The 21,250-nt window shown below is 74.1% G+C and carries 23 protein-coding genes; 15 read left to right on the top strand and 8 right to left on the bottom strand.

Annotated elements, in window-relative coordinates:
• Positions 1-238: 238 nt before the first annotated feature.
• The 3 genes from GA0070215_RS19355 (at position 239) to GA0070215_RS19345 (ending at position 3,393) form a co-directional block, all read left to right on the top strand.
• Positions 239-466, top strand: coding sequence for a helix-turn-helix domain-containing protein (locus tag GA0070215_RS19355; RefSeq protein ID WP_007072022.1), 228 nt, complete (start codon positions 239-241; stop codon positions 464-466).
• Positions 467-509: 43 nt separating this feature from the next.
• Positions 510-1,277, top strand: coding sequence for an enoyl-CoA hydratase/isomerase family protein (locus tag GA0070215_RS19350; RefSeq protein WP_018788245.1), 768 nt, complete (start codon positions 510-512; stop codon positions 1,275-1,277).
• Between the two features lie 133 nt (positions 1,278-1,410).
• On the top strand, positions 1,411-3,393 hold the full coding sequence (locus GA0070215_RS19345; RefSeq protein WP_091048218.1) for an ABC transporter ATP-binding protein: 1,983 nt from the start codon (positions 1,411-1,413) through the stop codon (positions 3,391-3,393).
• A 64-nt stretch (positions 3,394-3,457) separates the two neighbouring features.
• Here the strand turns inward: GA0070215_RS19345 and mug are convergent, their stop codons facing one another.
• The 6 genes from mug to GA0070215_RS19315 form a co-directional block, all read right to left on the bottom strand.
• A complete protein-coding gene (gene mug / locus GA0070215_RS19340) occupies positions 3,458-4,078 on the bottom strand; it encodes a G/U mismatch-specific DNA glycosylase (protein WP_091048276.1) in 621 nt (206 codons plus the stop codon).
• 97 nt (positions 4,079-4,175) lie between these two features.
• Positions 4,176-4,937 (bottom strand): SDR family oxidoreductase, encoded by a 762-nt coding sequence (locus GA0070215_RS19335; RefSeq protein ID WP_091048215.1) that lies wholly within the window; start codon positions 4,935-4,937, stop codon positions 4,176-4,178.
• Positions 4,938-4,968: 31 nt separating this feature from the next.
• Complete coding sequence (locus tag GA0070215_RS19330; RefSeq protein ID WP_091048211.1) at positions 4,969-5,415, bottom strand: SCO6045 C-terminal-like domain-containing protein; 447 nt, start codon at positions 5,413-5,415, stop codon at positions 4,969-4,971.
• Complete coding sequence (locus GA0070215_RS19325) at positions 5,412-6,230, bottom strand: MbnB/TglH/ChrH family RiPP precursor modification enzyme (protein ID WP_091048273.1); 819 nt, start codon at positions 6,228-6,230, stop codon at positions 5,412-5,414. Before GA0070215_RS19325 ends, GA0070215_RS19330 begins: the two co-directional genes overlap by 4 nt.
• Entirely contained in the window at positions 6,227-7,138 is a 912-nt protein-coding gene (locus tag GA0070215_RS19320) for a TIGR04222 domain-containing membrane protein (protein WP_091048208.1), read from the bottom strand. Before GA0070215_RS19320 ends, GA0070215_RS19325 begins: the two co-directional genes overlap by 4 nt.
• Before the next feature lie 104 nt (positions 7,139-7,242).
• A complete protein-coding gene (locus tag GA0070215_RS19315; protein WP_018788252.1) occupies positions 7,243-7,815 on the bottom strand; it encodes a TetR/AcrR family transcriptional regulator in 573 nt (190 codons plus the stop codon).
• A 104-nt stretch (positions 7,816-7,919) separates the two neighbouring features.
• Here GA0070215_RS19315 and GA0070215_RS19310 point away from each other — a divergent pair, with 104 nt between their 5' ends.
• The 3 genes from GA0070215_RS19310 to GA0070215_RS19300 all read left to right on the top strand — a co-directional run bounded on the left by GA0070215_RS19310 (position 7,920) and on the right by GA0070215_RS19300 (position 10,598).
• Positions 7,920-8,765: a carbon-nitrogen hydrolase family protein gene (locus GA0070215_RS19310; protein WP_091048204.1), complete on the top strand. Its 846-nt coding sequence runs from the start codon at positions 7,920-7,922 to the stop codon at positions 8,763-8,765.
• A gap of 59 nt (positions 8,766-8,824) precedes the next feature.
• Complete coding sequence (locus GA0070215_RS19305; protein ID WP_018788254.1) at positions 8,825-9,469, top strand: HAD family hydrolase; 645 nt, start codon at positions 8,825-8,827, stop codon at positions 9,467-9,469.
• 199 nt (positions 9,470-9,668) lie between these two features.
• The gene (locus GA0070215_RS19300) at positions 9,669-10,598 is read left to right on the top strand and encodes a serine protein kinase RIO (RefSeq protein WP_091048200.1); all 930 of its coding nucleotides are present in this window, start codon (positions 9,669-9,671) and stop codon (positions 10,596-10,598) included.
• Positions 10,599-10,649: 51 nt separating this feature from the next.
• Here the strand turns inward: GA0070215_RS19300 and GA0070215_RS19295 are convergent, their stop codons facing one another.
• Entirely contained in the window at positions 10,650-10,898 is a 249-nt protein-coding gene (locus tag GA0070215_RS19295; protein ID WP_013287422.1) for a DUF2630 family protein, read from the bottom strand.
• Between the two features lie 312 nt (positions 10,899-11,210).
• On the opposite strand from GA0070215_RS19295, the gene GA0070215_RS19290 reads away from it, so the two are divergent.
• The 8 genes from GA0070215_RS19290 to GA0070215_RS19255 all read left to right on the top strand — a co-directional run bounded on the left by GA0070215_RS19290 (position 11,211) and on the right by GA0070215_RS19255 (position 19,506).
• Positions 11,211-12,548 (top strand): cytochrome P450, encoded by a 1,338-nt coding sequence (locus GA0070215_RS19290; protein WP_018788256.1) that lies wholly within the window; start codon positions 11,211-11,213, stop codon positions 12,546-12,548.
• The gene (locus GA0070215_RS19285) at positions 12,545-13,420 is read left to right on the top strand and encodes a terpene synthase family protein (protein WP_091048197.1); all 876 of its coding nucleotides are present in this window, start codon (positions 12,545-12,547) and stop codon (positions 13,418-13,420) included. The genes GA0070215_RS19290 and GA0070215_RS19285 overlap by 4 nt, the downstream gene beginning before the upstream one ends.
• A complete protein-coding gene (locus GA0070215_RS19280) occupies positions 13,417-14,976 on the top strand; it encodes a prenyltransferase/squalene oxidase repeat-containing protein (protein WP_091048194.1) in 1,560 nt (519 codons plus the stop codon). The genes GA0070215_RS19285 and GA0070215_RS19280 overlap by 4 nt, the downstream gene beginning before the upstream one ends.
• An 80-nt stretch (positions 14,977-15,056) precedes the next feature.
• On the top strand, positions 15,057-17,528 hold the full coding sequence (locus GA0070215_RS19275) for a sensor histidine kinase (RefSeq protein WP_091048190.1): 2,472 nt from the start codon (positions 15,057-15,059) through the stop codon (positions 17,526-17,528).
• 66 nt (positions 17,529-17,594) lie between these two features.
• Positions 17,595-18,020, top strand: coding sequence for a roadblock/LC7 domain-containing protein (locus tag GA0070215_RS19270; protein ID WP_018788260.1), 426 nt, complete (start codon positions 17,595-17,597; stop codon positions 18,018-18,020).
• The gene (locus tag GA0070215_RS19265; RefSeq protein WP_013287416.1) at positions 18,017-18,406 is read left to right on the top strand and encodes a DUF742 domain-containing protein; all 390 of its coding nucleotides are present in this window, start codon (positions 18,017-18,019) and stop codon (positions 18,404-18,406) included. The genes GA0070215_RS19270 and GA0070215_RS19265 overlap by 4 nt, the downstream gene beginning before the upstream one ends.
• On the top strand, positions 18,387-18,995 hold the full coding sequence (locus GA0070215_RS19260) for a GTP-binding protein (protein WP_018788261.1): 609 nt from the start codon (positions 18,387-18,389) through the stop codon (positions 18,993-18,995). The genes GA0070215_RS19265 and GA0070215_RS19260 overlap by 20 nt, the downstream gene beginning before the upstream one ends.
• 28 nt (positions 18,996-19,023) lie before the next feature.
• The gene (locus tag GA0070215_RS19255) at positions 19,024-19,506 is read left to right on the top strand and encodes a GNAT family N-acetyltransferase (protein ID WP_091048187.1); all 483 of its coding nucleotides are present in this window, start codon (positions 19,024-19,026) and stop codon (positions 19,504-19,506) included.
• Between the two features lie 5 nt (positions 19,507-19,511).
• On the opposite strand, the gene GA0070215_RS19250 is transcribed toward GA0070215_RS19255, so the two are convergent.
• On the bottom strand, positions 19,512-20,360 hold the full coding sequence (locus GA0070215_RS19250) for a LysR family transcriptional regulator (RefSeq protein ID WP_091048184.1): 849 nt from the start codon (positions 20,358-20,360) through the stop codon (positions 19,512-19,514).
• A gap of 93 nt (positions 20,361-20,453) precedes the next feature.
• Between GA0070215_RS19250 and GA0070215_RS19245 the strand changes: the two genes are divergently transcribed.
• On the top strand, positions 20,454-21,185 hold the full coding sequence (locus GA0070215_RS19245; protein ID WP_091048181.1) for an SDR family oxidoreductase: 732 nt from the start codon (positions 20,454-20,456) through the stop codon (positions 21,183-21,185).
• The last annotated feature ends 65 nt before the right edge of the window (positions 21,186-21,250 follow it).

Below are 21,250 nucleotides of genomic sequence, written 5' to 3'. Positions count from 1 at the left end.
CAGCTCGCCGAAGTGGCGGTATCCGTAGCGCGGCGATGCAGCCACGTCGGGGAAATGGTGTCGGTTCTCCCGTGCGGGCGGTACGAATCAGCCGGTCGGAAGGATCACTCTATCGGGAAGCTGACATTGCGTAGCGTGTCGGTTGGCGAATAGTTGATATCTGGCGCATGATCGTTCGAGGCGGTCTAATAGGTGGGACCGTATCCGAACCGCACAGTCTGGGACGTGAGGAATCAGCATGGCAGCCACCGGCACAGCCACCAGCACTGAGAAGGGTCGCCGGATCGTCGGGGCCGAGCGCCAGACGCTCGCCAAAGACCTGGTAAAGCGGTACACCGGCGGAGAGAGCATCCGTGCTCTGGCGGCCTCGACCGGCCGTTCCTACGGGTTCATCCACCGGGTGCTCACCGAGTCCGGGGTGCAGCTGCGCCAGCGCGGCGGCGCCCGGCGCCGGAAGAAGGCGTGACCCGCCCCCCAGCGTCGTCCACCAGCGCGTCTCGGGGCGTCCGGTGACCGCCGAGACGACCGGAGTGCGCTTCGACTGCGACGGGCCGGTCGCGACGGTGACGTTGTGCCGGCCCGACGTGCTCAACGCACAGACCCCGGCGATGTGGCGCGCGATGAGCGACTTCTCCCGCGACCTGCCCGGCGACGTGCGCGTCGTCGTCGTACGCGCGGAGGGGCGCGCCTTCTCCGCGGGCCTGGACCTGGCGGTCGCCGGCGCGACCGGGCCGGGCTCCTTCGCCGAGCTGGCCGCGATGCCGGAGGCGGAGTGCGCCGACCGGATCGCCGCGTACCAGGACGGTTTCACCTGGCTGCACCGGCCGGACGTGGTGTCGATCGCCGCGGTGCAGGGCCACGCCATCGGCGCCGGCTTCCAGCTCGCGCTGGCCTGCGACATGCGGGTGCTCGCCGCCGACGCCAAGCTCTCGATGGCCGAGGTGACCCTCGGTCTGGTTCCCGACCTGGCCGGCACGCGCCGCCTGGTCGAGCTGGTCGGCTACTCCCGGGCGCTGGAGATCTGCGCCACCGGCCGGCGGATGGACGCCACCGAGGCGGACCGGATCGGCCTGGCCACGCTCGTGGTGCCCAACGACGAGCTGGACGGCGCCGTGCGTGATCTGTCCGCCGGGCTCCTCGCGAACAACCGGGACGCGATCATCGAGATCAAGGCGCTGCTCGCGGGCGCGGCCGGGCGCTCGCACGCCGAGCAGCAGCGCGCCGAGCGGGAGGCGCAGACCCGGCGGATCCGGGACCTGGCCGGGCGGGGCGAATAGCCGGCACGGCGATTCCGTAAGGACCGTCAGGGAAGATCTGGGTTACCCGCGAGGTTGTCACAGGCGTCGGGAGAATGGACTCCGACGGTTTGATGCTGCCCCGACGACCCGGAGGTGACGAGTGTCCCACCCCATGGCCGGCGGCGGCATGGGCGGCTGGAGCATGCTCCGGTCGCTGCGTAACCGCGACGAGGTCTCCGCCCACGAGCTCAAGCGCGGCACCGCCCGGCGGATCGTCGCGTTCGCCCGGCCCTACCGGCGCGACATCGTCGTCTTCCTGCTCACCGTGATCGTCGCCGCGGTGATCGGCGTGGCCACGCCGCTGCTCGCCGGCGACGTCATCGACGCGATCGCCGGGGCCGGCCCCGACGCCCGCTCGACTGTGGTCCGGCTCGCCCTGATCATCGCCGCGCTCGCCGTGGCCGACGCGCTCTTCTCCCTGGTCCAGCGGTGGTATTCGGCCCGCATCGGCGAGGGCATCATCCTCGACCTGCGCACCCGGGTGTACGACCACGTCCAGCGGATGCCGTTGCAGTTCTTCACCCGCACCCAGACCGGTGCCTTGGTCAGCCGGCTCAACAACGACGTGCTCGGCGCCCAGCGGGCGTTCACCTCGACGCTGTCCGGCGTGGTCAGCAACGTCATCCAGCTCGTGCTGACCGCCGGGGCGATGCTCGTGCTGTCCTGGCAGATCACCGTGCTGGCGCTGGTGCTGCTGCCGATCTTCATCATCCCGGCCCGCCGGGTCGGCCGGCGGCTGGCCGAGATCACCCGCGAGTCGTACAACCTCGACGCCAAGATGAACGCGACGATGACCGAGCGGTTCGGCGTCGCGGGCGCGCTCCTGGTCAAGCTGTTCGGCGCGCCGGAGGTGGAGGCCGACCGGTTCGCCCGCCGGGCCGAGCGGGTGCGCGACATCGGCATCCAGTCCGCGATGTACTCGCGGACGTTCTTCGTCGCGATGCTGCTCGTGGCGTCGCTGGCCCAGGCGCTGACGTACGGCGTCGGCGGCTGGCTGGCGGTCACCGGAGCGGTCAGCGCCGGCACCGTCGTCAAGCTGGCGCTGCTGCTGACCCGTCTCTACGGTCCGCTGACCGCGCTGTCGAACGTCCGGGTCGACGTGATGAGCGCGCTCGTCTCCTTCGACCGGGTCTTCGAGGTGCTCGACCTGCGCCCGGCCATCGCCGAGAAGCCCGACGCGGTGCCGGTGCCGCGCGGCAACGGCCGGGTCGAGTTCCGCGACGTCCGCTTCCGCTACCCGAGCGCCGCCGAGGTGTCGCTCGCCTCCCTGGAGGAGGTCTCCACCCTCGACCGGACGGTCAACGAGCCGGTGCTCAGGGGCGTCTCGTTCGCCGTCGAGCCGGGGCGGATGGTGGCCCTGGTCGGCCCCTCCGGTGCGGGCAAGTCGACGCTGTCCATGCTGATCTCTCGGATCTACGACGTCAGCGACGGCCAGGTGCTGGTCGGCGGCGTCGACGTACGGGACGCGACGCTCGCCTCGTTGCGCGACGAGATCGGTGTGGTCACCCAGGACTCGCACCTGTTCCACGAGACGATCCGGGAGAACCTGCGCTACGCCAAGCCCGACGCCACCGACGACGAGATCTGGGCGGCGCTGGCCGGCGCGCAGGTCGCCGACCTGGTCCGGGCGCTGCCGGACGGGCTCGACACGACGGTCGGCGAGCGGGGCTACCGCTTCTCCGGCGGCGAGAAGCAGCGCATCGCCATCGCCCGGCTGCTGCTCAAGGCCCCGTCGATCGTGATCCTCGACGAGGCCACCGCGCACCTGGACTCGGAGAGCGAGGCCGCGGTGCAGCGGGCGTTGTCGGTGGCGCTGACCGGTCGTACCGCGCTGGTCATCGCGCACCGGCTCTCCACCGTCCGCGACGCCGACCAGATCCTCGTGCTGGACGAGGGCCGGATCGTGGAGCGCGGCCGGCACGACGAGCTGGTGGCCGTCGGCGGCCTGTACGCCGAGCTGTACCGCACCCAGTTCGCGGTCACCGACTCGCCGGCGCCCCACGCCGAGGCCGACCAGCCGGAGCCGGTGGTGACCACGGTCCCGATGGGCACCTATGTCGCCCAGGAGGCCATGCCCCCGGCCACAGCCAACTAGCGGACCGGCGCGGGCGCGCTCCCGGCACCGGCGACGGTCCAGCCGGCGCGGACGACCGAAAGCCCTAGCCCCCGGCGACCGCGGCGCGCAGCTCGGCGAACGCGGCGCCGAGCGTCTCCGGGGTGAAGTGGGCGTTCAGGCCGCTCGGGTTGGGCAGCACCCAGAGCCGGGCCGCCGCGAGTGTCTCCGGCTGCGGCCCGAAGCCGGCCTTCGGCCGGGCGAACCCGACCCGGTACGCGGTCACCCCGACCACCGCCACCCAGCGCGGCCGGTAGCGCTCGACCTTGGCGGTGAGCGTGGCCGCGCCGTCGACCAGCTCGCCGGCGGTGAGTTCGTCGGCGCGGGCGCTGGCCCGGGCCACCATGTTGGTGATGCCGAGGCCGAGCGCCGGAAGCGTGTCCTGTTCGCTGGGGTGCAGCAGGCGCGGCGTGAAGCCACCCCGGTGCAGGGCGGGCCAGAACCGGTTGCCCGGGCGGGCGAAGTGCCAGCCGGTGGTCGCCGACCACAGGCCCGGGTTGATGCCGACGAACAGCACGTCGAGTCCGGGCGCGATCACGTCGGGCAGCAGCCGGTCGGTCGCCGCGGCGAGCTGCTCCCGGCTGGGCCGGGGGTGGCGGCGGGCGGGCGTGCCCGGTCCGGGCGCGGCCTCGGGCCGCCCACCGCCCGGCCGCCGTCGATCGCTCACCGGCACACCGTCTCGCGTGACCGGTTCGCCGCGGGCGCGGCCACCCGCACCCGGCTCACCGGAGCCGCCGCCGAAAGCCCGGCCACCGCACCCACCGTCACAGCCCACGCAGCGCGCCGCCGTCGACCGGAACGGTGATCCCGGTGACGTATCCGGCGGCGGGGGAGAGCAGGAACGCGGCGACCCTGCCGAACTCCGCCGGATCGCCGATGCGCCCGAGCGGGATCGCCGCCTCGGCCTGCGCGCGGGCCCGCTCGGGGTCGTCGGAGCCGGCCAGCAGCTCCCAGTTGCGGTCGGTCATGATCCGTCCCGGCAGCAGGCTGACCACGCGTACGCCGTGCGGGCCGAACTCGTCGGCCATGTCCTTGGCCACGCCGGCGAGGCCCGGCCGCAGGCCGTTGGAGATGCCGAGGCCGGGTAGCGGTCCGCGTACCGAGGTGGACAGGACCAGCCCGATCGCGCCGCCGTCGGTGAGCGCGCCGGCCACCGTGCGGGCGAGCCGGACGCTGCCCAGGAAGACCGTCTCGAACGACTCGCGCCACTGCTCGTCGGTGACGGTGGCGGCGGTGCCGGGCGGTGGGCCGCCGACGGAGACCAGCGCGCCGTCGAGGCGTCCGAAGTGTTCGCGGGCGGCGGCGACGAGACGCTCCGGCGTGGCGGGGTCGGTGAGGTCGGCGGTCAGCCCGATCGCCCGCTGCGGGTCACCGAGCGCTTCGATCGCGGCGGCCACCCGTTCCGGGGTACGCGCGGAGACGACCACCCGGGCACCGTCGGCGACGAGTTGTTCGGCGGTGGCGAAGCCGAGGCCGCCGGAGGCGCCGGTGAGCACGTACACCCGGTCGGCGAGTCCGAGATCCATGCACCGATCCTGCCGTACCGGCGGGTGGCTGTCAGCGTGGGGCGGGCCGCAGCAGGCGTACCCGGCCGGCGACCTGAACCGCGACGGCGCCGCCGGTCCGGGCGAGGGCCGGCAGCCGGCGTGGCCGGGGCGGGCGACGGCCGTCGTAGCGGCTCGCGGCCTCGCGTTCGGCCAGCTCCTCCGCGCCCAGTGGCGGCAGCGTGTCCCGGTCGCGCAGGTCGCGGGCGAGGTCCCAGCCGTCGCGCAGCGAACCGTTCGTGGGACGGCCGTCGGCCCACGTGGTGAACGTGGCCGGCCAGGCCGGCCCGAGTCCGGCGGCGAGCAGCGGCCAGTGCCGGGCCACGTCGCCGGCCCGTTTGCGCAGCAGCGCCCGGCGTGCCGCCGCGACCGGTGCCGGGGCGAAGCCGGGCGGCAGCGGTCCACCGGCGACGAGCGCGGCGACCAGTTCGGCCTGCCGGGCGGCCAGGTCGCCGCTCACGTCACCACCGGGTGACCGGAGGCGGCGGCCAGCGCGTCCAGCTCGCCGCGCAGCTCGGCGGCGGGCGGGTAGTGCCCGTCGCGTTCCAGCAGCAGCGCGGGCGGCCGGCGTCCGGCGCACAGCTCGCGGACCAGGTCCAACACGGCGGCGGGCACCGGGTCGGTGTGCGTGTCGTGGTAGAAGCCGCCGTGCTCGGCGCCGCCCGCCACGTGCACGTAGGCGACGCGTTCCAGCGGCAGCCGGTCCAGCAACGCGGCCGGGTCGCCGCCCCGGTTGCGGGCGTTGGCGTGCACGTTCGCCACGTCGAGCAGCAGCAGCGCGCCGGTGGCGTCGAGGATCTCGGTGAGGAAGTCCGCCTCGTCCAGCTCGTCGTCCGGCCAGTCGAACAGCGCCGCGATCGGTTCCAGGGCCAGCGGCACGGGCAGCTCCGCCTGCGTCCGCCGTACGTTCGCCACCACCGCGGCGACCGCCTCTCGGCTGCGCGGCAGCGGCAGCAGGTGACCGGCCTCCAGGCCGCCGGCCCGCACGAACGCGATGTGCTCGCTCACCAGCGGCGCGTCCAGGGCCGCGGCCACCCCGGCCAGGTGCGCCACCCGGGCCGGGTCGACCGGTTCCGCGCCGCCGAGGGACAGCCGCACTCCATGGGGTACGACGTCGACGCCGCGTCCGCGCAGCTCGGTGAGCCCGTCGGGGAGCGGTCGGGCCGGGGCGACCGCCTCCGCGACCACCTCGACGAAGCGCAGTCCCGGCAGCCCGGCGACGAAGCCGGCGATCTCGGGACGCCAGCCGATGCCGACGCCGGACGGACCGGTCATCCGCCGCACCCGCCGCCGCAGCCACCGCCCCCGCCGCAGGAGCTGCCGCCGCACGAGGAGGCGCCACCGGCGGTGGGGCCCCCGCCGCACGAGGTGCCGGTGCTCGCGCCGCCCGTGTGGCCCAGCGCCTGCCGCTGGATCTCGGCCTGCTCCGCGAAGCCCGGATCCATGGTCCAGAGCGTGGCGGTGCCGAACAGCGCCACGCCCAGCGCCACCTCGGTCGGGCCGTACGTGGCGTACGCGGGCCCGGCGTCGGGCCGCAGCCAGGCGTGCCGGCGGCGCATGTCGTTCAGCGCGGCGGTGGCCGCCCGGGTACGCCAGGGCACGCGGTTGAGCAGCACGAACGCGAGGCCGAGCGGGAACAGGCTGAGCAGCAGCCAGCCGGTGGGCCGGTCGTTGAACAGTCCGGTGACCGTGCGCACGATGCCGATGGCGAGCAGGAAGCCGACCAGCAGCGCGCCGCGCCGCAGCGTCCGGCGTCGCTCCTGGTCCAGTGCCAGGCCCCGGCGTACCAGGTCGTCGCGCAGCTCGTCGACCGCCCGCCGGACCCACTCGTCGGCGGCCAGCTCACGGGTGTGCAGGCCCCGGCTCGCCGCGTGGTGCACCGCCTGGTCCACAGGGGTGGCCCCGGCCGGCAGTGGACCGCCGGTGGTGAGCCGCCGGTCCGGCCGTACGCCGACCACGCCCGCGTGGCGCAGCCCGCCGAGCGCGGCCCAGACGGCGAGCTGGTCGCCGCCGTTGAGGAAGGCGACCTGCTGCGGCCCCAGTCCGCCGTGGACGGCGACCGGCGTGCCCTCCAGCATGCGGCGCCGGTGGACGATCGCGCCGACGACAACGACGACGGCGAGCAGGAGGTACCAGCGCAGGAATACGGGGCCAGGGATGCCCCAGGTGTCGGAGGGGGTCATCGTCTGCTCCTGTCGCGAGGAGGGGTCGCGGCTCATTGTGGAGCAGGCGCGCCAGAGTCGATCTCCTGGAGGGGCGTAGTTACCGGACCGAGACCGCTGCCGGTTCAGTGCCGGCGGACGGCCTCCTCGACCAGGTCGAGCACCCGGGCCAGGTCGCCGGCCGGCCGGCCCATCGCCAGGTGCAGCACCAGCCCGTCGTAGGCCAGTTCCAGGAACTGGGCGAGGACGTCGATCGGCACGTCGTCGCGGAGCACGCCCGCTTCGCGCTGGCGCAGCAGGCGCTCCCGGGTGGCCTCGGCGATGGCCTCGGACCGCTCCGCCCAGCGCTTGGCGAAGGCGGGGTCGGTGCGCAGCCGGCGGGAGACCTCCAGCTGGCTGCCGAGCCAGCCGGTGGTGTCCGGCGAGACGGCCCGGGCCAGCAGGTCGTGCATGACCTGCACGAGACCGTTGCGGGCGACCGTCTCCACCATTGCGGCGGCGTCGTCCTCGGCCACGGCCAGGAAGAGGGAGTCCTTGTCCCGGAAGTGGTGGAAGATCGCGCCACGGGACAGGCCGGTGGCCTCCTCCAGCCGCCGCACGGTGGCGCCCTCGTAACCGTGCCGGGCGAAACACGCCCGGGCCGCCGCGAGGATCTCCTGCCGGCGCGCGTCGAGCTGGTCCTGACTTACTCTGGGCACGAACGGATCGTCGCAGGTGGAACCGGCCGACGCAAACCGTACGTACGGCTTGAGATGCGTTTCTGGAAGATCATCTGCTGCCGTCGGGTGGTTAGGATCGGCGCGTGTCAGCACCTCCCACGCGCCCGCTCACCGTCGCCGCCGTCCAGGCCCAGCCGGTCCCCGGCGACGTCGCCGGCAACGCCGGTGCCGCCGCCCGCCTCGTCGCCCGGGCCGAGGGCGCCCGCGTCGTGGTGCTGCCCGAGCTGTTCCTGCCGGCGTACCACCCGCCGACGCTCGGGGCCGACCCGGACGCCACGGACGTGGCCGCGGACGCCGACGGCCGGGTGACCGACGCCCGGCTGGACGCGCTGCGCTGCGCCGCCGCCGACGCGGGCGCGGCAGTGGTGATCGGTGCCGCCGTCCGCCACCCCGACCTGCGGCGCACCATCTCCTCGCTCGTGGTCGACCCCGCCGGCACGGTCACCGCCGCGTACGACAAGCAGCAGCTCTGGAGCGGCGAGCGGGAGCTGTTCGACGCCGGCCGCGGGGGTGCCACGATCGAGGTCGACTCGTGGCGGCTGGGTCTGGGCGTCTGCTACGACGGCTGCTTCCCGGAGCACGCGCGGGCCGCGGCCGGCGACGGCGCGCACGGCTACCTCTGCCCGAGTGGCTACCTGACCGGTTCGGCGCACCGGCGCGACCTCTACTACGCCGCACGGGCGCTGGACAACACGATGTACGTGGTCTTCGCCAACGCGGTCGGCGGCGCCGATCCGTGGCGGTTCAACGGCGGCGCGGCGGTGTACGACCCGGAGGGCCGGCCGCTGGCCCGGGGCGCCGACACCGGCGAGGACGTGCTGGTGGCCACGCTGGACCCGGACGCGCTGGCCGCCACCCGCGCGGCGCACACGATGCTGCGGGACCGCCCGGTCGACGCCGGGGCGGCGCGCGCCGTCCTGGTCGCCTGATCGCCGTGGCGGGGCCCTCGCCCCTGTCGGTGCTCCGGCCCTTCCCGTAGGGTGCCCAGGTGCCGTTGCTCCTGCTCGATCTGGACAACACCCTGCTGGACCGCGACGGGCCGTTCCGCGTCTGGGGAGAACGCTTCCTGGACGGCATCGGCGCGCCCCCGGCCGACCTCGACTGGTTGGTGTCCGTGGACGCCGACGGGCTGACCAACAGGTGGGACGTGGCGGACGCGATCCGCGACCGGTACGCGCTGCGCATCCCCTCGATCGACCTGGTCGACGAGTTGCACGACGGCGTGGTGGCCCACATGCGGCTGGACCCGCTGGTGGCCTGCGCGCTGCGGATCGCGGCCGACGCCGGCTGGGTGCCGGTGGTGGTCACCAACGGCGCGTCCCGTCAACAGGACACCAAGATCCGCAAGACCGGCCTGGACCGGTACGTCGCCGACTGGGTGATCTCCGAGGAGGCGGGCGTCAGCAAACCCAACCCGAGGATCTTCGCGCTCGCCGCCCAGCGGGCCCGGATGCCGTTGCGCGGCGCGTGGGTGGTCGGCGAGAGCCCGGAGGCGGACATCGGCGGCGCGACAGCTGTGGGCCTGCCCAGCGTCTGGCTGCACCGGGGACGCCGCTGGTCCGACCCGAGGTTCGCGCCCACCCGGATCGAGGACGGACTGATCGCGGCCGTCGCGGCCGTGCTGGCCGGCTGACCGCTGCGGCGGCACGCCGGACGACGGGAGCGGCGGCGCCGAAATTCCGTTGACCCGCCCTGGGTTGACGCACGAGCATGGTGCCGCGCGAGTGCGCAGCCGGGGTGTGCCCGGTCGAGGAGAGGAGGTCGGTCATGGCCGTTTTCGCAGGGTCGTTCCACCTGCCTCCACCAGCCTCGATCGAAGGACATGTCCACCCGTGCGCGATCACGACCTCCCGGCGCCGCAGCGCCGTGGCCGCGGCAAGAGCCGCTTCGACGACGACGAACCCGACTTCCTGAAGCGGGGGCGGCGTACCCCGCCGACCCTCACCGACCCGGACGCCGAGCCCGAGGCGGAGGACGCCTGGTCCTCCTGGGATCAGGCCGTCCACGGCCCCGAGCCGCATCCGGACTGGCTGGTCACCGAGCTGGCCGCCCGCGACACCGAGCTCGGGGTGCTCAAGACCGGCAAGGAGGCGGACGTCCACCTGGTCCGCCGCGCCGTGCCGGGCACCGACCGCGCCTGCCTGCTGGCGGTCAAGCGGTACCGCGACGCCCAGCACCGGCTCTTCCACCGCGACGCCGGTTACCTGGAGGGCCGCCGGGTGCGCCGGTCCCGCGAGATGCGGGCGATGACCGGCCGCACCGCGTTCGGCCGGCAGATGATCGCCGGGCAGTGGGCGGCGGCCGAGTTCGCCGCGTTGTCCCAGCTCTGGGAGATCGGGGCCGCCTCCGGGCGGATCGCGGTGCCCTACCCGGTGCAGCTGCTCGGCACCGAGCTGATGCTGGAGTTCGTCGGCGACGCCGAGGCGGGGGAGGCCGCGCCGCGGCTGGCCCAGACCCGGCCCGACGACGACGGGTTGCGCGACCTGTGGGACCAGCTCGTGGAGGCGTTGACGGTGCTCGCCCGGGCCGGGTACGCACACGGTGACCTGTCCCCGTACAACCTGCTGGTGCACGCGGGCCGGCTGGTGATGATCGACCTGCCGCAGGTGGTCGACGTGGTGGCGAACCCGCAGGGGGCCGACTTCCTGGCCCGCGACGTGCGGGTGGTGGCCGCCTGGTTCACCGCGCGCGGGATGCCCGCGACGGTGACCGACCCGGCGGCGCTGACCGAGGCGCTGCTGCGGGAGGCGGGCATCCGCTGACCGACGAGCGTCCCGGGCGGGAGACCGCCCGGGACGCCGGTCCGGTCCGGGTCACTGGAGGTAGCGCTCGACCTCCGGCACCGGACGCTCGCCCTGGGCGTCCGGGTCGCCGTGCGCCTGACGGGCCGCCCGGCGGCGGCGCAGCAGGTCCCAGCACTGATCCAGCGACTCCTCCAGCGCGCGCAGCCGCTCCCGCGCCTCGTCGTCGGTGCCGGCCTCGTGCTGCTGCGCGTCGGCACGCAGCCGGTGCTCCTCGTCGACGAGTTCCGAGATCCGGCTGAGGATGGTCTTGTCGTCCATGCCCGAAGCTTGGCACAGCGGACGGGTCCGCGCCCGCTTTCTGCCGCCGTCCGCGCGGAGGTGAGCGTCGCTCGCTCTCCGCAACGGCCACTGTGTACGGCAGTGACGCACATCCCACGGGCTCCATTTTCGACAAAGAGATTGTTGTTACGTGAAATATCCTCCGACCTGCCTTTTGATCTGCCGCTCAGGATGGCATGCTCGCGGGCAACGTCACGGGTCGATACGGAGTCGCGACCCTGAGTCAACCGAGGGAGCGTTCAGGTGCCCGAACCAACGGACACACCGAGGCCCGCCGGCCGGCCCCGGACCGTGCCGCTGCGGCAGATCCTGCCCGCGGTGCTCCGCGACCCCGCCCGAGCCCTCATCGACATCGGCAACCGTACCGGAGGCGATCTGGTCCGGCTCAACCTCGGCTCGTTCCGGCCGTACCTGGTCACCCACCCCCGGCACGTGCAGCACGTCCTGCGGGACCGGGCGGACAACTACGAGCGGGCCGGTGACGGGCTGTTCTGGCGCCCGGTCAAGCGGCTGTTCGGCGAGGGGATCCTCGGCGAGGGGCAGATCTGGTCGGCCAGCCGGCGGATGCTCCAGCCGATGTTCACCGCCAAGCGGGTGGAGGCGCTGGTCGACGGGATGGCCGACGCGATCCGCGACGCCGTCGACGAACTGGACGAGCCGGCCCGCGCCGGGCAGCCGGTCGACATCGGCGTGGAGCAGGCGCGCATCGTCAGCCGGGCGATCATGAAGGTGCTCTTCGCCGACCGGATCTCGGTGCCGGACGCGTTGCGCGTGATCGAGGCGCAGGACCGGATCGCCACCGCCGTCCTCCCCCGGATCGTCGTGCCGTTCGCGCCGCTGTCCCTGCCGATGCCCGGCGACCGCACGTTCGCCCGCGCCGTGCGCATCGTCGACGACGTGCTGGTGCCGATCGTCCGCGAGACGCGGGAGTCCGCCGACCAGGGCGACGACGTCATCTCGACGCTCTGGCAGGCCCGTACCGACGACGGGCGGCAACTCGACGAGCGGCAGGTCCGCAACGACACCGTGGCGATGTTCGCCGCCACCACCGAGACCACCATCAACGTGCTCACCTGGGCCTGGCCCCACCTGGACCAGCACCCCGAGGTGGCCGAGCGGCTCTACGCCGAGATCGACGAGGTGCTCGGCGGCGAGCCGGTACGCCGCGAGCACCTGAGCCGGCTCACGTACACCCGGATGGTGCTGGACGAACTGCTGCGGCTCTACCCGATCGGGTGGATCATCCCGCGCCGAGCGGTCGACGGGGACGTCATCGACGGCGTGCCGATCGAGCCCGGCGCGACGATGGCGGTCAGCCCGCTGATCACCCAGCGGATGCGTCAGTTCTGGGACCGCCCGGACGAGTTCGACCCGGAACGGTTCCGCCCCGAGCGGGTCCGGACCCGGCACCGGTACGCCCACTTCCCGTTCGGCGGCGGCCCGCACCAGTGCCTCGGCATGTACCTGTTCTACCTGGAGGCGCAGCTCATCCTCGCCACCATGCTCAGCCGCTACCGGTTCCGGCTGCACCGCCCCGGCGTACCCGGATTGCGGCTGGCGGCCGCGCTGCGGCCGCGCGAACGGGTCGAGCTGACGCTCGTCGCGGCCGGGCGGGCGGAGCGGGCATGACCGACGGACCCACCCCCGATCCGCTTGCCGTCGCCGCGGAGCAGGGCCGGGTCTGCGCGCTCGCCGCGCAGGGCCAGCGCGGCCTGCGCAAGGCCGCCGCCGCGCACCCCGAGCTGTTCCCCGGCGACCCGTTCGACGCGACGCTGTTCAGCAGCATCGCGCAGGCGATGGCGTTCAGCGCCCCCTGGCACACCGCCGCCGAACTCGCGGTGACCAACCGCGCGGTGCTCTGGGGATTTGCCGTGGACTGGCTGGTCGACCACCAGGCCACCAGCCGGGCCGAGGTGAACCGGATCACCGGCGTCTGCCTGGACGTGCTCGACGGCGGCCAGTCCGGCGACCCGCTGGGCCGGTTCCTCGCCGAGCTGCGCGACGACGTCGCCGCCGCGCCCGCCTGGCCGGCACTGCGCGGCCACTGGCGGGACACGATGGCACGCACGCTCGACGCGATGGCCCGTGAGTGGGACTGGCGGCACACCGCCCGCCCCACGCTCACCGACTACCTCGCGAACGCCGACAACCTCGCCGCGACAGTGGTGAACGTGGCGCACTGGATCCACACCGGGTCGGTGTCCGACGCCGCCACGCTGGCCCGCCTGATCGAGGTCGGCGACGAGGTCCAACGCGCCCTGCGCCTGGTCAACGACCTCGGCACCCACCGCCGCGACGCCGAGTCCGGCGACCTCAACGCGCTGCTGCTGGTGGACGACCCGACCGAGGTCGAGCGGCGCTTCGCCGAGCAGGTCGACCACTGCCGTGTCCTGCTGGCGAAGCTGGCCGGCGAGGTGCCCCGGGAGGCCGACTTCCTGTCCCGGCAGCTCGGCTTCACCACCGGCTTCTACCGGAACACCGACTTCTGGGGCGTGCGGTGACGCTCACCGCCGGACCGGTGCCCGCCACCCGGTCCGGGGCCACGCACGACCTGATCACCGAACTCGGCGGCGAGCCGGAGGGGCAGACGTCACCGTCGGTCTACGAGACCGGACGGCTGGTCGCCCTCGCGCCCTGGCTCGGCGGCCACGACCGGCGCGTGACCTGGCTGCTGGACCGGCAGCGCCCGGACGGCGGCTGGGGCGGCCCCGGCGGGTACGCGCTCGTGCCGACGCTGAGCGCGGTCGAGGCGCTGCTGGCCGTGCTGCACCACGAGGGTCCGGCCACCGCGCCGGCCGCCGCCGCGCACCGGGGACTGGCGCATCTGACCGGCGCCCTGCGCGACGGCGCCCCGCCGGACCTGCCCGCCACCGACCTGATCGTGCCGGCGCTGCTGACCGCTGTGGACCGGCACCTCGACGGTCCGGCCGGGCCGCCACCCGGGCTGGCCGAGTGGGCCGGCCGGGCCCGCCTGCCGCTGCCCGCCGGTCTCGACCCGGCCCGGCTGACCCGGGTACGCGGGCTGCTGGCCACCGGAAGACCGGTGCCGGAGAAGCTGGCGCACGCGCTGGAGGTGGCGGGCGAGCTGGCGTACCGCGCGCCCGGCGTACGCCCCTCGGCCAGTGGTGCCGTCGGCGCCTCACCCGCCGCCACCGCCGCCTGGCTGGGCAAGCCGGAGCCCGGCCCCGTGCTGGACTACCTCAACGCCGTCGCCCGGCCCGGGCCGGTGCCCTGCGCGAGCCCGATCACCGTGTTCGAACGGGCCTGGGTGCTCGGCATCCTGGTCCGGGCCGGGGTGCCGGTCGGGGCGCCCGAGCCGGTGCTGACCGAGCTGCGCGCCGCGGTCGGACCATCCGGCGCGGCCACCGCGCCCGGCCTGCCCGCCGACGCCGACACCACCGCCGTCACGCTCTACGCGCTGGCCCGGCTGGGTCGCGCTCCGGGCGTCGCGCCGCTGGCCGGGTTCGACACCGGACGGCACTTCTGCACCTGGCCGGGAGAGGACGGGGCGTCGCTGACCACCAACGCGCACGTCCTCGACGCGCTCGGCGAGCAACCGAGCGCGCCCGGCGTCACCGGCGCCCGGCGCCGGGTCACCGAGTGGCTGCTGGACCGGCAGGAGCCGGACGGGCGGTGGGAGGACCGCTGGCACGCCTCGCCGTACTACGCCACCTACGCGGTGCTGCTGGCGCTCGCCGACCACGCGCCGGACGGCGCGGCGCGAACCGCGGTCGAGCGGGGGGTGGCCTGGCTGCTGGACACGCAGCGCCCGGACGGCTCCTGGGGACGGTGGGACGGCACCGCCGAGGAGACCGCGTACGCGGTGCTCGCCCTGGCCGACGCGGGCCGGCCCGGCGACCCGCGGATCACATCGGCGCTGGTGCGGGGGCGTCTTCGACTGTCCGAGCTGGACGGATGCGACAGCGAACCGGCACTATGGCACGACAAGGACCTCTACCGGCCGACGCGGATCGTGCGTGCCGCGGTGCTGGCGGCCTCCGGCCGCGCCGGGGCGGCCCGGACGGCGGCCGCACCCACCATGATCAGGATCGCTTGAATGAGGTTCACGACGGCTGCTAGCGTGCGCCGGAGTCGATCGGATTCCGAACCGACCGAAGACCGGGCCAGGACGGTGTGATGGGTTCCCGCAGTACGAATCTCCGTACGAAGATCATCGCGCTGCTGGCGTCGCTGATCGCGCTCTGGGCGTTCGCCGCTTGGGTAACCGTACGGGACGGATTCAACCTGCTCGGCGTGCAGACGCTCAACGCGCGCGTCTTCGAGCCGAGCGACCCGCTGCTGCTGGAGTTGCAGGCCGAGCGCCGCCTGTCGCTGCGCTACCTCGGCGAGTCCGATCCGGACCGGTTGCAGGAGCTGGAGGCTCAGCGCGCGCGTACCGACGAGGCCGCCGGCGCGCTGTGGCGCTCGGTGCGGGACTGGCGCACCGAGCTTCCCGCCAGCGAGGAGCTGATGAGCCGGCTCGACGAGCTGAAGACCGAGCTGGACCAGCTCGGTCAGGTACGCGCCGACGTCGGCCGCAAGACCATCGACCGGACCAGCACGCTGATCGCGTACGACGAGGCGGTCGACGGGATCTTCGCGGTCTTCGACGCCCTCGGCGGCCTCGACGACGACGAGATCGCTAAGGACACCGCCGCGCTCATCGACCTCAACCGGTCCCGGGAACTGCTGTCCCAACAGGACGCGCTGCTCACCGGCGCGATCGCCGCCAACCGGATCACAGTCGGCGAGCAGACCGCTTTCGCCCGCCTGGTCGGCGCGCAGTGGTTCCTCGCCGACCGCACCGCCCGGGAACTCGCCCCCGGCGACCGCGCCCGCTTCGACCGGATGGTCGAGGGCGACGCGTTCCAGCAGCTCCGCACGCTCCAGGACCAGGTACTCGCGGCCAAGGGCGTCGAGGTGCGCCCGCCGGTGACCGCCGCCGCGTGGCAGGCCGCCGCCGTGAAGGCGATGGCCGACCTGCGGGAGGTGATCCTCGCCGGCGGTGAGGACATCGTCTCCCGGGCCACGCCGGTCGCCGTCGGCGTCATCGTGCGGCTGGTGCTCGCCGCCGGCCTCGGCCTGATCGCCGTCATCGCCTCCGTGGTCGTCTCGATCACCACGGCCCGGGCGCTCGTCCGCCAGCTCGAACGGCTGCGTGAGGCCGCCTTCAAGCTGGCCCACGAACGGCTGCCGAGCGTGGTGGAACGGCTGGGCCGCGGCGAGGAGGTGGACGTCGCCCGCGAGGCGCCACCCCTGCAGTTCGGCGACGACGAGATCGGCCAGGTGGGCAAGGCGTTCAACGTCGTCCAGGAGACCGCCATCCGGACCGCCGTCGAGCAGGCCGAACTGCGCCGCAGTGTCCGCGACGTGTTCCTCAGCCTGGCCCGACGTACCCAGGCGCTCGTGCACCGGCAGTTGACGCTGCTGGACGCGATGGAGCGGCGGGAACACGACGCCGAGGAACTGGAGGACCTGTTCCGGGTCGACCACCTGGCCACCCGGATGCGGCGCAACGCGGAGAACCTGATCGTGCTCTCCGGCTCGACGCCGGGCCGGGCCTGGCGGCGCAACGTGCCGATGGTCGACGTGGTCCGCGGCGCGGTCGCCGAGGTCGAGGACTACACCCGGGTCACCGTGCGCCCGCTCGGCGAGGTGTCGCTGACCGGCCGCGCCGTCGGTGACGTGATCCACCTGCTGGCCGAGCTGATCGAGAACGGACTCTCCTTCTCGCCGCCTCAGACCACAGTGGAAGTCCGCGGCCAGCTCGTCGCAAACGGCTTCGCCGTCGAGATCGAGGACCGCGGCCTCGGCATGAGCGCCGACGAACTGGCCGCCGCCAACGCACGCATCGTCGACCGGTCCGAGCTGAACCTCGCCGACGCGGCCCGGCTCGGCCTGTTCGTGGTCAGCCGGCTCACCGAGCGGCACGGCGTCAGGGTGCAGCTCAAGGAGTCCGCGTACGGCGGCACGACGGCAGTGGTGCTGATCCCGCGCGAACTGATCACCGCCGCCGGCGCCGACGAGGCCGACGCCCTTCCCGCCCCCGGGACGGCAGTGGACGCGACGCCCGCGCCGGACCCGGCACGGAGCACGCGCGAGGGCGACGGCGACAGGCCCGCGACCCCGTCCGGCCCGGACGACGGCGCCGAACCCGACCAGCCGGCCGAGCCCACCCCGCAGGTGCCGGAGCCGATGGCGCAGGCGCCCCGGCTGACCCCTTCCGGGCTGCCCGCGCGTACCCGCAAGCGGCAGCCCGCGGTGGCCGGGCCCACCACGGAACTGGCAGTGGTGGAACGCCGCTCGGCCGCCCCGACGGACCCGGCAGCGGCGTCGCCGGCGGCGGAGCCGGAGACCGCGCCGGTCACCGACGCGGGGCTGCCTGTCCGGGTACGCCAGGCCAGCCTCGTGCCGGAGCTGCGGCACGACCAGACCGCGGCGGACGACGCCGCCGACGACGACACGGCGCGTGCACCGGAGCAGGTGCGCCGGATGATGAGCTCCTACCAGAGCGGTACGCGACGCGGCCGGACCGATGCCGCGCGCTTGCTCGGCGGAGCCCACGAGGCCGGCGGTGGGCCGGCCGACGCGGACGAGCAGGTTACCTGACCCGGACGTCGACGCGACGGAAACCGGAAGCTGACGGCACACCAGCCGGGAAGATGAGGACGACGAGTGGCGCAGAAGACGGCTTCGAGCGCGGATCTGACGTGGCTGCTGGATGACCTGGTCGGCCGGGTCAAGCAGGCGGAGCACGCCGTGGCGCTCTCCACCGACGGACTGTTGATGGCCTCGTCCCGCGGATTGAGCCGGGACGACGGCGAGCACCTGGCGGCCATGGCGGCGGGCATCCAGAGCCTGGCCCGTGGCGCGGGCAAGCGGTTCGGTGGCGGGCACGTGCAGCAGACCATCATCGAGATGCAGTCCTCCTTCCTGTTCGTCACCGCGGCCGGGCGCAACGCCTGCCTGGCGGTGCTGGCCTCGGAGGACGCGGACGTCGGCCTGATCGCGTACGAGATGGCCATGCTCGTCACCCGGGTCGGCCGGTTCGTCGCGTCACCGACCCGAGAACAGCCCGTCGGCGAGAACGCGGCACGATGACCGGCCGGGGGGACTCCGCGGAGCAGGAGTGGGTGGACGACCACGCCGGCCCGGTGGTGCGCCCGTACGCGGTCACCGGAGGCCGGGCCCGCCCGGTCACCGGCACGTTCGACCTGATCTCGCTGGTCACCTCGACCCGCACCGATGTCGGGTCGGAGTCCGGGCTGGGCCCGGAGCACGTGGCGATCGTCGGCCTCTGCCAGCGGATCCTCTCCGTGGCCGAGATCGCCGCCCATCTCGACCTGCCGGTGGGCACGGTCCGGGTTCTCCTCGGAGACCTGGCCGCCCGCAGCCTGGTACAGGTACGCGAGCCGCGCGCGACCACCGCCGGCCTTCCCGACGAGCACGTTTTCGAGGCGGTAATCAATGGACTACGGGCGCTCTGAGCGGCCGACGGGCGCCGCGCCGCTGCCCACCGCGATCAAGGTCCTGATCGCGGGCGGGTTCGGCGTCGGCAAGACCACGATGGTCGGCGCGGTCAGCGAGACCCGGCCGCTGCGCACCGAGGAGGTGCTGACCGAGACCGGGATCGGCATCGACGACCTGTCCGGCATCGAGGAGAAGTCGACCACCACGGTGGCGATGGACTTCGGCCGCATCACCATCAGCGACGACCTCGTGCTCTACCTGTTCGGCACGCCCGGGCAGGACCGGTTCTGGTTCGTCTGGGACGAGCTGGCGCTCGGCGCGCTCGGTGCGGTGGTCCTCGCCGACACCCGGCGGCTGGCCGACTGCTTCCCGTCGATCGACTACTTCGAGGGGCGTGGCACGCCCTTCGTCGTGGCGGTGAACTGCTTCGAGGGCGCCAGGCAGTTCCGCCTGGACGAGGTGCAGGCCGCGCTCGACCTGGACCCGGGCGTCCCCGTGGTGCTGTGCGACGCGCGCAAGCGGGAGTCGGCCAAGGAGGTGCTGATCACGCTGCTGGAGCACGCCATGAAGCTGCGTGAGGCGCGCCGCCGCGCCGCCGAGGACTGAGCGGTCACACGTCGACGGGGGACTGGGGATGACCGAGGTGACGGTCCGGGCGATGACCCCGGAGGAGTTCGACAGCTGGCAGGACGAGCTGGCCGCCGGCTACGCGCAGGAGCACGTGGCCGCCGGCAACTGGACTGCGGAGGAGGCGCTCGACCGCGCCCGGCGGGAGAGCGCCGCCTTCCTGCCGCAGGGCATCGCCACGCCCGGCATGCTCTTCCTGCTCGGCGCGCTGGCCGACGGTTCGCCGGTGGGACGCCTCTGGATTGGCCTCAACCACCCGCGCGGTGTCGCGGGCTGCGCCTTCCTCTACGACATCGAGGTGGCCGCCGAGCATCGGGGCCGCGGCCTCGGGCGGGCGCTGCTCGCGGCCGGGGAGCGGGCGGCCCGGGAGCACGGCGCGGAGGCGCTCGAACTGAACGTCTTCGGCGCCAACGAGACAGCACGCCGGCTGTACGAGACGTCCGGCTACCGCGTCGTCACCCAGCAGATGCGCAAGGACCTGCCCGCCTGACGCCGCTACAGCCGGGTGGCGGTCCGGACCAGCGCGGCCAGCGCCCGCGAGCGGCTGTGCGGTGGCCAGGCGATCACGGTGGTCACCGCCGGCGCGTCCGGCACCGGCACGGCGGTCAGGTCGGCGAGCAGCAGCGACCGCGCCGACTCCGGCAGCACCGCCACGGTACGGCCGAGCGCGATGAGCTGGAGCAGCTGAGCCGGATCGCGGACCCCCGGGCCCGGACCGGGCGGATACGACCCGTCGGGCCGGGGCCAGCGCGGCATGGGCAGGTCGGGCAGCGTCTCCAGATCCGCCGTCCGCAGGTGCGGCAGCCGGGCCAGCGGATGCCCGGCCGGCAGGATCGCCACCTGCTGCTCGGTGACCAGTTCCTCGCTGTCCAGACCGGTGGTCGAGTCGAACGGCAGGTGCAGCAACGCCACGTCGGCCCGCCCGTCACGCAGCAGCCGTTCCTGCTCGCCGATACCGCAGAGCAGGACCTCGACGGGGACGGCGTCGGGCTCGGCCGCGTACGCGTCGAGCAGTTTCGCCAGCAGTTCGCTCGACGCCCCCGCCTTGGTCGTCAGCACCAGCCCCGCGCCGCCGTCGGCGGCCTGACCCGCGCGGCGGGTACGGCGGCCGGCGGCGGCCACGGCGTCGAGGGCGGCCCGGCCCTCCCGGAGCAGCACCGACCCGGCGGCGGTGAGCGCGACGCTGCGGCTGTCCCGTTCCAGCAGCGTCACGCCGAGGCGCCGTTCGAGCTGCCGGATCGCCCGCGACAGCGGCGGCTGGGCGATGCCCAGGCGCTGCGCGGCGCGGCCGAAGTGCAGCTCCTCGGCGACCGCGACGAAGTAGCGAAGCTCCCGCGTCTCCATCCCACGACCGTACCCGCGGCGATACCGCCTGGGTATCGATCGCTACCGGGACGGTGTTGGAGGCCCGCTCGCCGCGCGGACAGGATCGAGCCCATGAGCGAACGGACGATCGCGCTGGTGACCGGCGCGAACAAGGGGATCGGGTACGAGATCGCGGCCGGTCTGGGCGCGCTCGGCATGCGGGTGGGCGTCGGCGCCCGGGACGAGCAGCGGCTCGCGGACGCGGTGGCGAAGCTGCGCGCGGGCGGCGTGGACGCGTTCGGCGTACCGCTGGACGTGACCGACGACGCGAGCGTTGCCGCCGCCGCCCGGCTGCTGGAGACGGAGGCCGGCGGCCTGGACGTGCTCGTCAACAACGCGGGTGTGACCGGTGACGTGCCCCAGCACCCGGGTGACGTGGACGTCGCGACCATCCGGACCGCGGTCGAGGTGAACGTGATCGGGGTGGTCCGGGTGACCGAGGCGATGCTGCCGCTGCTGCGCCGCTCGGCCTCGCCGCGGATCGTCAACGTCTCCAGCGGCGTCGGCTCGCTGACCCGGCAGAGCGCCTCCACCGGCGAGAACCAGACCGGTCCGCTGTCGGTGGCGTACGCGCCGTCGAAGAGCATGCTCAACGCCGTGACCATCCAGTACGCGCGGGCGCTGGCGGACACGAGGATCCTGGTCAACGCCGCCTGCCCCGGCTTCACCGCGACCGACCTGAACGGCTTCCGGGGCGTACGGACCGTGCAGCAGGGCGCGGCGACCCCGATCCGGCTGGCGACGCTGCCGGACGACGGACCGACCGGCGGCTACTTCGAGGACGCGGGCGCGATCCCGTGGTGAGGGTGCAGGATCTCGTATGTGGTGCCGGGTGCCGGTGGGAATCGGTGGCAGCGTAACGCGAGCGT

The sequence above is a fragment of the Micromonospora marina genome (assembly GCF_900091565.1).
Classification (GTDB): Bacteria; Actinomycetota; Actinomycetes; order Mycobacteriales; family Micromonosporaceae; genus Micromonospora; species Micromonospora marina.
This window is presented reverse-complemented; position numbering and strand designations above follow the sequence as displayed.